This is a genomic window from Helicobacter rappini (genome assembly GCF_900198625.1).
GTDB lineage: Bacteria > Campylobacterota > Campylobacteria > Campylobacterales > Helicobacteraceae > Helicobacter_A > Helicobacter_A rappini.
Window position 1 is genome coordinate 1 of the sequence record NZ_FZPK01000037.1, and the last position, 15616, is coordinate 15616.

Annotated in this window: 13 protein-coding genes; 8 read left to right on the top strand and 5 right to left on the bottom strand. The window is 33.7% G+C overall.

What is annotated here, in order from left to right:
• Window positions 1–439: 439 nt before the first annotated feature.
• From C6H17_RS07535 to C6H17_RS07545, 3 genes are read right to left on the bottom strand one after another with little or no spacing between them, the layout of a single operon-like run.
• Entirely contained in the window at window positions 440–625 is a 186-nt protein-coding gene (locus C6H17_RS07535) for a hypothetical protein (RefSeq protein WP_004088541.1), read from the bottom strand.
• A gap of 21 nt (window positions 626–646) precedes the next feature.
• The gene (gene trpS / locus C6H17_RS07540; RefSeq protein ID WP_005217265.1) at window positions 647–1624 is read right to left on the bottom strand and encodes a tryptophan--tRNA ligase; all 978 of its coding nucleotides are present in this window, start codon (window positions 1622–1624) and stop codon (window positions 647–649) included.
• Window positions 1625–1632: 8 nt separating this feature from the next.
• Window positions 1633–2445, bottom strand: a complete 813-nt coding sequence (locus C6H17_RS07545; RefSeq protein WP_005217264.1) for an alpha/beta hydrolase — start codon at window positions 2443–2445, stop codon at window positions 1633–1635.
• A gap of 184 nt (window positions 2446–2629) precedes the next feature.
• Here C6H17_RS07545 and C6H17_RS07550 point away from each other — a divergent pair, with 184 nt between their 5' ends.
• From C6H17_RS07550 to C6H17_RS13440, 8 genes are all read left to right on the top strand, one after another.
• Complete coding sequence (locus C6H17_RS07550) at window positions 2630–2869, top strand: hypothetical protein (protein ID WP_004088548.1); 240 nt, start codon at window positions 2630–2632, stop codon at window positions 2867–2869.
• 344 nt (window positions 2870–3213) lie between these two features.
• On the top strand, window positions 3214–3921 hold the full coding sequence (locus tag C6H17_RS07555) for a TrmH family RNA methyltransferase (RefSeq protein WP_005217262.1): 708 nt from the start codon (window positions 3214–3216) through the stop codon (window positions 3919–3921).
• Window positions 3914–5029, top strand: a complete 1116-nt coding sequence (locus C6H17_RS07560; protein ID WP_005217261.1) for a hypothetical protein — start codon at window positions 3914–3916, stop codon at window positions 5027–5029. Before C6H17_RS07555 ends, C6H17_RS07560 begins: the two co-directional genes overlap by 8 nt.
• A complete protein-coding gene (locus C6H17_RS07565) occupies window positions 5029–5877 on the top strand; it encodes a hypothetical protein (protein ID WP_020995530.1) in 849 nt (282 codons plus the stop codon). The genes C6H17_RS07560 and C6H17_RS07565 overlap by 1 nt, the downstream gene beginning before the upstream one ends.
• A 51-nt stretch (window positions 5878–5928) precedes the next feature.
• Complete coding sequence (locus tag C6H17_RS07570) at window positions 5929–7818, top strand: ATP-binding cassette domain-containing protein (protein ID WP_020995529.1); 1890 nt, start codon at window positions 5929–5931, stop codon at window positions 7816–7818.
• A 20-nt stretch (window positions 7819–7838) separates the two neighbouring features.
• Window positions 7839–8459, top strand: coding sequence for an NYN domain-containing protein (locus C6H17_RS07575; RefSeq protein ID WP_005217255.1), 621 nt, complete (start codon window positions 7839–7841; stop codon window positions 8457–8459).
• Between the two features lie 124 nt (window positions 8460–8583).
• Window positions 8584–9144 (top strand): L,D-transpeptidase family protein, encoded by a 561-nt coding sequence (locus tag C6H17_RS07580; protein ID WP_020995528.1) that lies wholly within the window; start codon window positions 8584–8586, stop codon window positions 9142–9144.
• Between the two features lie 144 nt (window positions 9145–9288).
• Window positions 9289–11046 (top strand): methyl-accepting chemotaxis protein, encoded by a 1758-nt coding sequence (locus C6H17_RS13440; RefSeq protein WP_020995527.1) that lies wholly within the window; start codon window positions 9289–9291, stop codon window positions 11044–11046.
• A 241-nt stretch (window positions 11047–11287) separates the two neighbouring features.
• On the opposite strand, the gene C6H17_RS07590 is transcribed toward C6H17_RS13440, so the two are convergent.
• Window positions 11288–13294 (bottom strand): hypothetical protein, encoded by a 2007-nt coding sequence (locus tag C6H17_RS07590; RefSeq protein ID WP_005217252.1) that lies wholly within the window; start codon window positions 13292–13294, stop codon window positions 11288–11290.
• A complete protein-coding gene (locus tag C6H17_RS07595; RefSeq protein ID WP_005217251.1) occupies window positions 13291–15606 on the bottom strand; it encodes a hypothetical protein in 2316 nt (771 codons plus the stop codon). The genes C6H17_RS07590 and C6H17_RS07595 overlap by 4 nt, the downstream gene beginning before the upstream one ends.
• Window positions 15607–15616 lie beyond the last annotated feature (10 nt).

A 15616-nucleotide genomic window follows, 5' to 3' on the forward strand; every position in this document is an offset into this window, starting at 1 on the left:
TATAGGTGATAGCAACAACACTTATTTCTAACAATAAATGCAACAAGACTTTTTCGCCAATCTCAATCAAATTGAAAGATTATTCAAGCCTACATAAAATTTTCATTAATACTGAATTCATACCGCTTGTAGTTGCATATTCAAGATAATTAACAAACACTCATTATTAATTTATCTTATTAAGAGTAATATTTCTCGCAACACGATTTTCTTTCGATGATTGAAAAATATAGAATCAAATCTCATATTTAATACTACTCACAAAATAATGAAGAATCAATATGAAACCTATACATAATGCTATATATGAAGACATAGAAATCGCTAAGTTTGAAAAAACTTGTGTAGAAATTGTGTGGATTAGATCATGGAAAGTATGAACTATTTTCTAGCCACACTCCAAACGAATAAAAGCTTTTGTGAAACAACAAACTAAAGATTAAGCATCCTGAAAATCACGCAAGGTTTCAAGATTTAATCGCATCTCTTCAATCATATTGTTGATTGTTTCTGAGTTTTTCGCGCTCTTAGATTCTAGCTTTTCAAAGTGGCTCTCAAGCTCATCTAATGAATCTTGAATCTGCTCTATAATCGTAGAAATATCTTCCTTTACAATGTCATCCATCGCTGTCTCCTTAAAATAAAATTAAATTAAACCCACTAAAGATTTTGCCCTATCATAAGTGCTTTGGGCTAGGTCTCTAATGTATGTTTCATCACGCGTGATTATATCATTAATATAAGTTTTTTCCTGCATGAATTGATGATATTTTTGCTGTATTGGCTCTAATTCTGCAAAAATGGCTTCAGCAAGTGCGATCTTAAACTCGCCATAGCCCTTAAAACTATTTTCAATCTCATTTCGACTTTTACCTGTGATACATTCATAAATACACAAGAGGTTATAAAGCCCTGCCCTTTCCTTATCAAACACAATCTCATTAAGGCTATCTGTGGTGGCTTTTTTGACTTTTTTTATAATGCTATCTTTAGAATCAATCAGATTTATCACACTATATTCACCTTTATTTGACTTACTCATCTTTACACTTGGATCATCAAGCGACATGATTCTAGCACCAACCTCTGCGATTAAGGGCTCTGGCACTTTAAAGCATTCTCCATAGCGTTCATTAAACCTCATGGCAACATTTCTTGTAAGCTCTAAATGCTGCTTTTGATCCTCTCCAACTGGCACAAAATCGCTTTGATACAATAAAATATCAGCCGCCATTAACGCTGGATAATTAAAAAGTCCGACATTTATATTTTGCGGATTTTTCTGTGACTTATCTTTAAATTGAGTCATGCGACTCATCTCACCCATACCGATATTGCAATCTAGAATCCACGCAAGCGCACCATGATAGTCAATTCTACTTTGCACAAAAAGCTTTGTATTCTCGCTTGTAAGCCCACACGCAAGCAGCATAGCAAAAAGTTCCATAGTATTTTGCTGCAAAACCTTTGGGTCTTGGTGTATCGTTATAGCATGAGTATTTACAACACAATAAATATTTTCATATTCTGCTTGATTTTTTACCCATTGCTTGATGGCACCAAGATAGTTACCTAAATGCAGACTGCCTGTTGGCTGGATACCTGAAAATGCTCTTTTTTTCATATTCGTTATTATGCCCTTTTGTTAGCTACTCTCTGTAAAATATGGTTTCGACCTTTTAATATATAGCAGATTCCAAACTGCGATAAATATTTGCTTATTAATTTTGAGTTTGTTATTCTATCATTTTCTGCGATAAATACCACAAACTTTTGCGATTTTTTCTCTATTTTCTCTAAATCGATAGCATGAATATCCCATAGATTCCTTAAGGTTGTGAGTTTTTCAAATTGTGTAAAAACTCTACATTCCTTGTTATTATGAGAATCTAAGCTCATTATATCGTCTGTTATGTGAAATCCAAGTTGCTTATACAGCATAGTATGATATTTTAGCTTGTCCTTTTTATATGAATGAATACATGCTTTTTTAAACAGATTCCATAATGTGTAAATATTAATATGAGAAAATTCTCTGGCAAAAGATTCAAAACTTACATGGGTTATGATTTGTGTATTGTTTTTAGAATCTAGATTCCAAAAATTACGCCCTAAACCCCGTAGCCCACCCAGATTTGGTAGAGATTCCAGCTTCTCTAAATCCTGCATAAAATGCCCCGCCTTGATAAGATTAGAATCTAAACCCGCGATATTTAACACAGAATTGTTGGAAATATGATGCGTATAAAGTAGTGGTGATAAAAGAATGACTCTGCCAACCCTTTGTTTATTGACAATCCTTTGCATAGCATATTGTAAAGCAGACAATGCCCCAGAGCTAAAACCTATAATGTCATAATGATTTGGCACATAACCAAAATCATATAAAAGCGACTCAAATAAAGCATAATCACCATACAAACCAAAACCACTAAAATATCGCATAGCATTCTCATAAATTTATAAAATCAAAACCAAATTGTATATATTTTCTGACAAGTTCTTTATAACAATACAAAATGAGTTATAACTCATACTTTAGGCATATTGACACATTGAGAGTAAAAATTTATTAGAATCTGCTATAATTTAGCCCATTTAGTTGAAATTAAAATAATAAGGAATGATTATGCTGATTTTAGACAAAAATTTTCAAGTAGTTGGTGGGATTGGTGTATGTTGCTCTGAAAGGGGCGATGATGTGCTTATTAAATGCACGAAACATGTAAGAAACTCTGGCATTACATCGCAAGTGATCTATCTAAAAGCAGAAACTCCAAGCGATAGAAAATGGCTTTGCGGTAATAGTGAAAAATTCTATTATAATGGCGTAAGTATCACAGAGATAGATGAAGATGACTTTATCTAAACTCTAGTTTGCAATTAGCTAGATGAAACTTTTATCTCTTTTATTGAAGTAAATTGTAAGATTTAATCTGCGTATAGTTTGCCTTTTTACACACAATGCCTATTTGTTCTTTATTTACAAATTTTTAGGATATATTGTCTCTGGTGTATGGACATGGGCAATTCTACAAAGTTATATCATTACAAATACTTCTAGTCAAAGATTGAATAAAGGATTCTAAACGGCTAATAACATATATCATCAAAAATCTTTATTTATAAATATTTATTTCGATAAGCTAGAGTAAAACTCTAGCTTTTTTATGGTAGCATTACAGAAAAAATTAGTAGCTGTGGATTCTAGTAATGATTATTTTTGGGAAGCAATGTTTTGAATATGTGATACATCATGCACCTACGCATATTCAAGAGATTTATTTAGCAAAAGACATAGAAAAGCCTTTGTTTGCTAAACTAAAAAGGCTAAATGTGCCAATCCTTAGGATAGATAATAAAAAAGCACAAAGTCTTGCACGGGGGAAAAATCATCAAGGCGTATTTGCAAAAATCAAGCCCATCGAGCAAACCCCATTTAAAGCCCTACTTGATTTCTCAAGCCTAGTTGTATTATGCGGCATGAGTGATATTGGAAATATTGGGGCTATTGTGAGAACAGCTTATGCACTTGGCATTGGGGGGATTGTAATCAGCGATAGAGACACTTTAAACACGCAGGCATTAGAGGGGATTTTTAGATCAAGCAGTGGGGCATTACTCAATATGCCCTTTTCTTTTCATAAATCAAGCCTTAGTGTTGCCAATGAAGCAAAAATGAAGCAATTTACACTCATTGGAGCAGGTAAAAATAATAAAAATATTTTAGAATCTACACCCAACAAATGGGCTATTTTTATCGGCAGGGAAGATACAGGGCTGCCACAAAAGCTATTAAATAAGCTTGATTACGCCTTGCATATTGCTATGTGTAATGGCTTTGATTCTCTAAATGCAAGTGTTGCAGCAGGAATACTCATTGATAGAATCCAACACATAAAAAAGGAATATTATGGCTGATTTTGACAAACTAAAACAAATGGATATAGAAGAAATTCATCGTAAAACAAGGATTACGCTAGTAAGACTACATGATATTTTGGATAAAAAATTTGATAATATTGATCCAACTAGAGCACATGGCTTTATAAAGATTCTAGAGCGTGAATTGCAACTTGACTTAAGCGAATGGGTAAAGGAGTATGATGAATATAAGCAAATAAATACTCAAAAAGATCCTAATGTTTTAGAATCTGATACCATGCAAACAGAAAAACTACAACCAGATTCTACTAACACAAAAATAAGTAGTCCGCAAGTTTCCAAACAAAATTCTTCTAGACAAGATTTTGGAAATAAAGATTCTAAACTAGAAAATACAGATAAAGAGAATCCTATAAACACACAGCAAGTAAAACTTCCAAAATCAAAACAACAAACAACAAACAATAAGCAGCAACTAAGCAGCATGAATATAGAAATCAGCATGCCAAAGCAACAAGTATCCTATAAAACGCTGATTATTGCAGTATCTAGCGTTAGCGTTGTGCTACTTGTGGCTTTTGGAATCTACTTTGTGGATTCTAATAATACGCAGGCAAGTCATGTGGCAGAACAAAACAACACACAAAAAAGAATTGTTGAAAAAGATATAAAACAAGCCTATCCTACAATCTCTCTTTATGACGCATTAAATGATAATGAAGAAAAAAGAGAGCAAATAGCCACAAAAAACAATGAAGCAAAAAATATAGACCAAACACAAGGAAAAGATTCTAAACAACAAGACATAAAAGAAGATTCTAAAATAGCTCAACAAGAAGTAAAACAAGAGAGCAAAAATACAAAAGAAATAACCCTTACAATCACACCGAAGCAAGATGTATGGTTTGCATGGGTGGATACTATCACAAAAGTGCGTGGAGAAAAATACACAAAGAAAACACCTATTACCCTTACGATTAAAAATCCTACGATATTTCATTTTGGCTATGCAGTCTTAAGCATAGAAGCAAATGGACAAACCTTTGAATACAATCAAAGAGGGGTAACCTACATGTTATATGATAAAGAAAGCGGCATGAAACTCATCACACAAAAAGAATACAAAGCATTAGGGGGCAAATAATGAATATATTTAGAATCTGTATAACCGCATTGCTACTTTGTAATATGCTTATCGCAAGTGAATTACAACAAAAAGTGCAAAAACTAATGACAAAAAATAGCTATCAAGCAAATGAGAAATTTATAAAAAAAATCTTTGCTAATGAAAAGGCATTCTATCAAGGCGGTAATCTTAATGTAGTTAAGGTGCTTAGTGCATTAAAAAGCAATGGCTTACTCTCTCTCAAACTCACAAAGCCTAGCAATGTATCTGTTACCTTCCGCCTTAACGCACAAAAGCAGACTGATAGAGAGCCTAGCTTTACTTTCCTTGCGTATAGTGCAAGTAATATTTTAAGCAGTATTGGCTACTCATATTTTTATGTAACCGAAGCAACAAAAGAAGATGAAAAAATAAAACTCACATACACGCTCAATGCAGAATCTAGTGTCGATCCAATCGTTATGGCTACAAATCTAACTAAGCGAGGTTATGCAATCATTGATGTCAATCGCTACTCCGCTACACACTGGATATATGATATAAGCTTATTAAACTCAAATATCGCAGCAGCAAAAGTCCTTGCAAAAGGCACAAATACGCTTACACAAATTAATGGCAAATACTGGCTTACAGCCATAACCACAGGCACAATCCAAATCACACCAAAAGACAACACAGAAGCATGGTATCCAAAAATCCTTATTTTTGACAACGCTATGAATCCACTTGATGTGATTATGCTTACAGATTCTAAAACAACATATAAGATAGACTTGCCACAATCAGCAAGACACATTCTTATCACAGATAACTATAATGCGACAATATTGCGTAATGGGATAGAGGTTAATCATGTGCCAAAATGATGCTTACAAACCTTATGTGCCTTAGAATTTTATGATTTTTAGGATTTAGTGATGAATAGAGAAGGTGTATTAGCAGATACAACAAAAGATTTACTTTTATCTATCAAAGGTTTGTATGCTTCATTTAGCACAAGCACAAAAGATTCTAAATCTCATAAAACCCATATAGAATCTAATAGACACGCAATATGGGATACAGATAATAAGAATCTAGATTCCAAAATTTATACCTCAAATCCCCTAACCCACCCAGATTTGACACAGAATCTAGATTCTAAACCAACCGCTTGTCATACTGAGACGTTAGCCGAAGTATCTAATGTAAAAACTAAACAAGATTTTTCGCCTATGGCTCAAAATGACAAGATTCTAGAATCTACACGCAATCACTTTTGCTTACAAAATATCAATATAGAAATAAAGCAAGGGCAGATTCTAGGACTTGCGGGTGAGAGTGGAAGTGGTAAAAGCCTGCTTGCAAGAATTATAATGGGACTTGAACCAAATATCAACATACACAAAGGTGAGATAAGATTCTGTAATTATGATTTATTGCAATTACAAAAAGAGAGAAAATCTAAAACCATAACAACGCAAAATCTCTCAATGCAAAATATTTTGGGCAAAGAAATCTCATACATACCACAAGACCCGCTAAGCTCACTCAACCCACTCCATAAAGTATATAAACAGATTGAAGAAACGCTTATCATACATAATCTTATGAGAGATTCTAAACAAAGAAAAGCACATATAGAATCTATTTGTAATGAAGTCGGGCTTGATTGCAGCTTACTTACTCGCTATCCACATGAGCTAAGTGGCGGTCAAAGGCAAAGGGTGGCAATCTCTCTAGCCCTTGTTGCAAATCCAAAGTTAATCATCTGTGATGAGCCTACAACCGCCCTTGATATGTCGCTAAGTATGCAGGTGATAAACTTGCTGAAACAAATTGCAAAAAAACACCGCGTTGCAATGCTTTTTATCACACATGATTTAGGTATTTTACGCGCTCTTTGTGATACCTATATCATTATGCAAAACGGACACATTATAGAAACCCTTACACTTCATTCCACACCAAAACACAGCTACACGCAAAAGCTTTTTCAAGCAAACTTTCTTGAAACAAAACAATACAACACCACACAAACACCAACTATAATGCAGCTAAAAGATTTTAGTGTAGGCGTTAAAAAAAGTAAATACTTTCACAAAAAACTATCTATAATTACAAAAAATGTTAATCTCACCTTGCAAGAAGGTAAAACTTTGGGTATTATAGGGGAAAGCGGTAGTGGTAAAAGTTCCTTAGCAAAAGGTATATTACATCTCATGGATACACAAGGCATAGATTCATATTTTAATCAGACTTTATCTTACAATGGAAAAGTTGATAAAAGGTATTTAAAAGAAATGCGAAAAAACATGCAAGTCGTTTTTCAAGATTCTATGAGTTCTCTTAATCCAAGATTTCGTGTAAAAGATTTAGTGAGCGAGGGGCTAAAATTGCAAAAAAAGAGTGATGAATCTATTATGCAAGAGATTGAAAAAATCTTTAATGTGCTAGATTTGGATAGAAGTTTGCTTACTCGTTATCCAAGTGAGCTAAGTGGCGGTCAAAGGCAAAGAGTAGCCATTGCGCGTTCTATGGTGCTAAATCCAAAGATTCTAATCCTTGATGAGCCTACAAGCGCACTTGACAAATTCGTGCAGAAAAATACGCTAAAACTCTTGCATGATGTGCAAAAAGCTTATAATGTGAGCTATATACTCATCACGCATGATTTAGGCGTTGTTGCAAATTTATGCGATAATGTAGCAGTCATATTTCAAGGTAAAATTGTCGAATATGGACATACACAAGCTATAATGTCAAATCCAAAACATGACTACACAAAAAAGATGGTATCTATATACCAAGATTTTTATATCGCTTAAATCTATTTGAAGGAGATAGTATGGCAAAGAATTTAGCATTGTTTATTGATTGTGATAGACTCGAAGCGGCGTTTATGACACTTATTTTTGATTATTTGCAAAATGAGGGTTACAATATTTGTGTAAAACGCGCATATATCACAAAAGACAATCTTGACTTATGGTATAGTCAGCTTGATAGGCATTATTTTAGAATCTCAATAGGCAATAGTCAAGCAAACAATAATATGCGTTTAAGTGTAGATGTGTCAAAAGCACTTTATTCTGGCAACTACGATAGCATTGCAATCGCGTCAAACTATCGTGAGTTTGGCGTTTTAGCAAGTGAAGTGAGAACAAAAGGGCTAGAAGCTTTATGCTTTTATCAGTTTTCAAAAGGTAATGAAGCGTTTTTGAAACGAGCATATAATATCATCTACAACCTAGAGCCAAAAAATGTGAGTGAGCAAAGTAGCGAAATGACCTCAACAGGTGATATGCTTGATATATTCGCATCAGCACTTGAGGGCTTAGACACTCAAACACTTGGAGAAAAAATAGGCGATCAAACCACTTCAGCAAAAACCACTACAAGAAAACCTAGAGCTACCAAAAGCACAAAGGCTACAAGCACAAAAGCAACAACCGCAAAGAAGAAGTAATTACAAAATAAAATAACCATAATGTGCTTAGTGTATATAAAGGAACGACTTTATATACAAAGTGTTTTTATGTAAGACAAGGCATGTATTAGGCAGATAGATTTAGCATTTTTAGAGTGAAGCAATGAAACAAAGTCTTACCAAAGCTATTATAGTAATTTTGCTACTTTTTTGTATCCTAACCTTACTTTATCAAATAAGCATTGCGACAGAAAGAGGACAAGAATATCCCATAGACTTAAGCTTAAAAGGTAGGGTAGCAAAGATTGTCGTGCATAAACAAAAAAGAATATTAGAACTCTACGATGATAAAAATAAGCTATTAAAAAGTTATCCGCATATCGCATTGGGTAAAAATCCGCAAGGACACAAAGAGTTTGAAGGTGATAGTAAAACGCCTGAGGGCTTGTATTATATTGATTCTAAAAACCCAAAATCACGCTATTTTCTCAATCTTGGCATTAGTTATCCAAATAAGCTAGATATTGCCAATGCTAAAAAACACAATAAAAATGCGGGTGGCGATATCAAGATTCACGGATTACCAAATGGCATGAATATTGCAAAAGAACTTTTTAAACAATATGGCGATTGGACTGATGGCTGCATAGCCCTTGATAATGCAAGCATGAAAGAATTATATGAAGTGATTAGTATCAACACGCCCATTTATATATTGCCTTGAAGATAAAAACAGCAAAATATACCCGCCTAGTTTTTCTTAACTTTTCAAATTCTTTTAAAAGTTGTAACAATCCCGCTCTTTGAATTATTTTGTAATTTTTATGATAATATATTAGAATATTAGAAACTTACAAAAGGGATTATAATGAAGTTTTATAAGAATCTCTCACTTAAATCAAAATTCCTAAGCCTTGTTATCGGCTTTCTTATAGCATTTGTCATATTTTTGGTGCTGACAATACTAGGAGAAGCAAAGTCCTCCAAAGCTACACAAGCCCAAATTGTCGCAATGCTACAACAAGAGATTGAAGCAAAAATCAAGCTTAGCACAGATTCTATGGCGAGTGCGCTTGGTGAGATTGTCAAGGGATTAGATGAAAAGGAGCAAATACAAATCATTTCTAAAGCCATTAGCAAGATGTATTTTGAAGATGATAAATCAAGCTATTATTTTGTGTATAAAGAAGGGGTTGCTTTAGCATATCCGCATCAAACAGACATTATAGGCAAGTCTTTGTGGGATACAAAGGATATTAATGGCACTTATTTCATACGGGATCTTTTTGAGAGTGCAAAAGATGAGAGCAAAAGGGGTAAATTTGTCTATTATGTTTTCCCTAAGCCCCTGCCAGATGGAAAGTTTGTTGATGCACAAAAAGTATCTTACGCACAGCTTATCCCCAACACCGCAAATATTTGGATTGCAACAGGTGTGTATATCGACACGCTAGACACCTATACACACGCCACTTCACAGGGGATTTTGAGTAATATCTCTCAAACGATATACAGCAATATCGCCATTTCAATGGTGGCGTTTTTGCTTATCTTTTTCCCATCAATGTGGCTCTTTTACAGCACACATTTGCGTGGAATCTTAAACTTACAGCACAATGTCTTTGCCTTTTTTGCCTATCTTAATCACGAGAGTAAAACAATGGATTCTATCCCACTAGATTCTAAAGATGAGATTGGGCGTATGGCAAAGGCGATTGATGAGAATGTCAAACGCACACAAGAGGGACTAAGACAAGATTCTAACCTTGTGCGTGATGTGCTAGATGTCGTAGCGGAGGCAAAAGAGGGGCGATTTGGCTCTGTGATAGAAAATACAAGCCTAAATCCGCAAATCAATGAGCTAAAAGATGCGATAAATCAAATGTCGCACACGCTTTTAAACCTTGTCGGCGAGAATCTCAAGAATACCGCAAGAGTGTTTGATGCGTATAAAAATAACGACTTTACTGACAGGATAGAAAATCCTAGAGGACTTGAAAATGCCGTAAATAGCTTGGGGGATTCTATGGTGAGTATGCTTTCAGTCTCTAAAAACTATGCCAACGAACTTGAAGTAAAATCTAAAGAGTTAGAATCTTCTGTCCTTGAGCTTACAGAGAGTGCTAACACTCAAAGTGCATCACTTGCACAAACTGCCACTCTCACAGAAGAGATTGCCCAATCTATGCAAAATGTAAGTGATCGCACAAATGAAGTCATCGCACAAAGTGAAGATATCAAAAATGTCATCGGTATCATACGCGATATTGCAGATCAAACAAACCTTTTAGCTTTGAATGCCGCTATTGAAGCCGCAAGGGCAGGAGAACACGGCAGGGGCTTTGCGGTTGTTGCTGATGAGGTAAGAAAGCTTGCCGAACGCACACAAAGAAGTTTGGGTGAAATTGAAGCAAATACAAATCTTTTGGTACAGAGTATCAACGATATGGCAGAATCTATTAAAGAACAAGCACAAGGTGTCAATCAAATCAATGATACTATTTCGCAACTTGAAGACATCACGCAGCAAAATGTAAAAATTGCCAATCATTCACGCGATATAAGCACCGCATTAGATAATGTCGCAGTAAAAATTTTAGATGATGTGAATAGTAAGAAGTTTTAGTAAGATTCTATGCAGTCTAGACTTGCTTTATAAAGTTTTTTGCGGCATTTATTTGCATTTTTATAAAATTACCGATTCTGCCATTTAGTGAAAGATCTTGTGACTTTTTGAGTTATTCAATAATTGATGTAAAAATTCAAGGTGTGGATTGCTACATCTTCCTTGATTGTCCATATCCATATTATAAACTTTAGCTTCTAAGATAAAGGATTATCAACTAAATCTTTTACATAGTCCTTAATTATTCATTATTTATGTTTATCTCACTTCCATTCTCAATGGCGTTTTCTAAAATCTTTGTGCCGTTTTTAAGTGTTTGACGCAAGTCCATGATTTCTCGTATTTTGTTGCGGATAGTTTTTTCATTCTCTTTTGTGATTTGTGAAAGTTGTTTTGGGATAGAATCAAAAATTGTGTGTGAGATAGGCAGGGAACAAAAAATTTGCTCAATTTTTTCAGGTAAAAACTCTAAAATGCAATCTTGTAAAAATACTTTATCAAGTGGGGTTGCATGTATCTTATTATCTTGTTTTACTAAGGCTTTGTCTGCGTGAAACTTCTGGTCTATACGCAATATTAAGCATTCAAGCAATATGGTTTTTGTAGCTTCTACCCATACACTTATAGTTGTAATGTCTGTGTGCATTTTTAACAGAGAATCATCTATCATGGCTTTATATTGCTGCGTAAAATCTTGGAAAATTTTTAGCTGGAATTCTTCAAGGTTTATATAGCTATCCGTGCTAATATAGCTTGGCTTTTTTTGCAGGATAATATGATGAGATTCTTCTACCCATTCTTGTAATACTCGCTCAAAGTTTTGCATAATATCTCGCATACTTTGCTTGATATAGGAATCAAGTCGCATAAGCTTTTGTAATAAATTTTTATGTTTTCTTGCTAAAAGGCTTTTAGAATCTTTTATTTCTCTTAGTAGTTCATCTTTGTTGAGTTGAAAGCTCTCATATACAATGCGGCGATTCGTCAATATATCAAGGAATTTTGGTTGATTTGGTCTAGTCTTTATTTTAATTGTTTCTAAGTTATCTAACACACTTTCTACAATGCTGTCTAAATACCTTTTTAAGCCCTTTGCGATGCTAACAAAAATTTCATAATTATAATCACTAATAAGCTTATTTAGCCTAGTGATAAAGTGCTTACTTGCCTTATCATAGGCTAAATCCAGCTTTTTATAATGCTGAAAAATGATTTTGTAATGCTTATCTATATTTTTATTTTTTTCAAGTGCTATTTTAAGGATAGCATTTCCCCTTTTTAGCTTTGCCCTTTGCAAGACTGCTTGTATGTTCTCTAAAATATCTTGCATGATTGTATTTTGTGCTGAATCTTGCTTTAGCGTGTCTTTTTGGGCGTAAAAAGATTCTATTAGAATCTTTGTTTGGTCGAGTGCAGATAGGATATTTTCTGGTGTTTTTATCTTGCCTGATAGTTGCTGTTTGGCGAGATTATTAAGAATTTTACATAACGCAAACTTCTCATCAAGCCTGTAAAACTCAAGTAGATTCCATAAATGCAAGTCATGGATAGATTGCAAATTGTATTGAGAGATGAGTTGTTTTCTATGTGTGGATACTTGCTCTAATATTTCATGCTCTTCTTTCTCTTTTTTATCATAGGCGATTATAGCTATACTTGGCTTTTTCTTGATGATTTTTAATAACTCTTCTTTTTTGAGTTTTTCTGGCTTATTTAATACCCATAGAATGCAATCAGAATCTTTTATTGCATTAAGCGTTTTTTTACTGCTAAAATCACTCTCTTTTATAATCACGCATTCTTGCAATAAATCTACATTCACAAAGACTTCAAAATACTCAATAGATTCTAAATTACTAGAAGAACAATCAAGCGTGTGTAGATTCACATTAACACTATTTTGTTTGTAATATGCCCTTGCAAATGAGACTTGAGAAAAACGAATGATAAATTTTTTCTGTGCTAAAGAGTTGTTTAAGGGTATAAGAGAATCTTTAAAAAGCACATTTAAAAAGGCAATCATACTAAGATGGCAATCGCCCACAAGCTGCATTGTCAAAGGGCTTTTATATTGTTCTTTTAGCTGTTTGTAGCACTGCTTTATCTCTTGTGTGGGGTGCAATTTTGGCATATTGATGATTTTTTCTGCTTGTTTTATTTCTTGCAGTATATCGCCTGTGCCCTCCTTGCTAAGATTCTTATCATATAAATCATCATATTCTTGTATAAATTGCTTTAATAAGCTCATTTATTCCCTCCATATACAAGCATTGAAATGAGTGTATCAAAGTCTTCTTTCTCTTGTTCTTTATATTCTTCAAAATAGTGGATAAAGCAAGATTCTAAGATATGTTCAAGTCGCTCTAATTGGGTATTAAAAAGATTTATTTTATTATGAAAAAGCGTATTGATATTTTGTTCTAACAATAAGAAATAGTAATCAAAATTTTCTTTCAAAGGCTTTATGACAGAATCTTCTTGTATATCTGCCTTTTTAATCGTATTGGGCAATAAAATATCAAGGCGATAGGAAAGGTGTTCTACTACAATGGCGTTGCTATCATCAAAAAAGTCTGCTTTAATGCTGCTTGTATATCGCATGAAAATAAGCTCTAGAATCTTTTTGTGCTCTTTTGTTTGTGCAAACTTTGCAATAGAATCTGTATTATTTGGATGCAATAGAGTTGTTATCTCATGTAATTCTTTAATAGCAAAAAAGTATTCCTGCAAGATTCTAGCAAGCTCCCTTAGTCCTACAATAAGGCTTTGTATCATAGAAGTTTTTAACTTTTGTATGTCGATATTTCCACGCTTTTTTGTTTCATAATTTAGGGCTTGTATGAATTGTGAATACAGATTATCACGCAAATTTACAAATGCGTCATAAAAGGAATAGTATTGTGCTGGAAGTCTTTTTAAAACTTCTTTGCATAGGGATTTTATGTGATTTATTTGTGTTTTTATCTCATCTTTGTTTATAGAATCTATTTGCCTAGATTCTGTAGGGAGTTTGCAAAGCTTTAATATATTTTCTAGCATTTGGATATTAAAATGTGTTGATGGGGTGTTAAATATATGTGTGAAAAGCATAGATTCTAGCTCTAAAATCCCACTCGTTGCTATGTCAAATCCACTTTCAGAAGCACTTGCCCCACATCTCATTGAGTGGGCTACCCCTGCGGTAATGAAGTGAAAATGCAGCTTTGCAAGACTTTTTTGTCTTTCTTTTTGTGCGTGTTTCAACCGCTCTTCTAGTGCATTTTGTATTTTTTGGCAAAGGCTTTGTTTTTTTCGCAAGGTCATATTTGCCTTGTCAATATGCGTTACAATAAAATGAATGTGAGAGATATTCTGCTTTTTTACTAAACGCAGTAATATAGCAATGATTTTATCAAAAGATAATACCGCATTTAACTCATTAAGATTAGCTAAATACAGAATCATATCGCTTTTTGCGGTATAGTCATACACTTGCAAATGGCGAAAAGTCTGGGGTATGAGTGAGGGGGTATTAATAAATCTCATAAACTGCAACAACACATAATCCTGTGGGACAATAATGCGATCTACAATAGCGATTTTATTATTCTTAAAATATGAATCATAGATTTTTTCATATTTTATTTTTTCACTCCCATTTTTTAAGCAATCATGAAAGGTTTCTTGCAAGTTTTTATAATGTTTTGCGGTGTCTATTATGGGCGATTCCTGCAGGGTTTGTAGATCATTTAAGTGCATATAGACTACACTAGCCAGACCTTTACCATAATGGTATTCAATGGGTGCTTTTGCTTCCAATGGCATGTTAGATTCAGTAGATTTTTTACCATCATAAAGCATGGTTGCTAGAAGTGTTGATTTTCCTGTTTTTTGTCCGCCTAAAACTACAACTTTTTTAGTAAAATCTTCTTCGCAAAGAAAGACTAGATTCTTAGTCCATGAGAGTTTTTTTAGAATCTTCTTTACTTTTGCTATGGCATTAAATTGATTAAAAAGTGGCATTTTATCTGGGGATAAATGTATAAAAGAGTTTGCAAATGCTTTATTTGTGCTTGTCTTTTCTTGTGATTCTGTAATATCGCTCTGGGTTAATACCTCGATACATTTTTGCTCATGGAAGCTTATAATACCATGTTCTCGCAATAGCTTTATATGCTTTATGACTTGCTTTATACCTTTAGAATCAATATGATACAAAATGCTTGCTTGTAAATATTTAATGTAGTTTAAATAATGTTTTGTGGGCATAGACACAAACTTTTTACAACAAACTTTGCAAAGTGTAAGAAAGCTTGGAATCATCATAAAAGTATTGAGATTATTCTCATTACACGCAAGCAATAAACTAGCAGCTTCATATATATCACACTCTTTTAATTCTTCAGCATTTTTTAGCATTTGCAAAGGATTTTCTAAAAGTATATAGTGTGGGGAATCTTGCACATAAAGTAGATTAAAAAAAGTTTGCATTCTTTTACTTGGGTCTTGTGGCATTAATGCTAGATAGTCATGCAAGATCGCAATATGCTGTGTATTTTTATCCTTCTTTTTTGTTTTCATAGCCCAACCC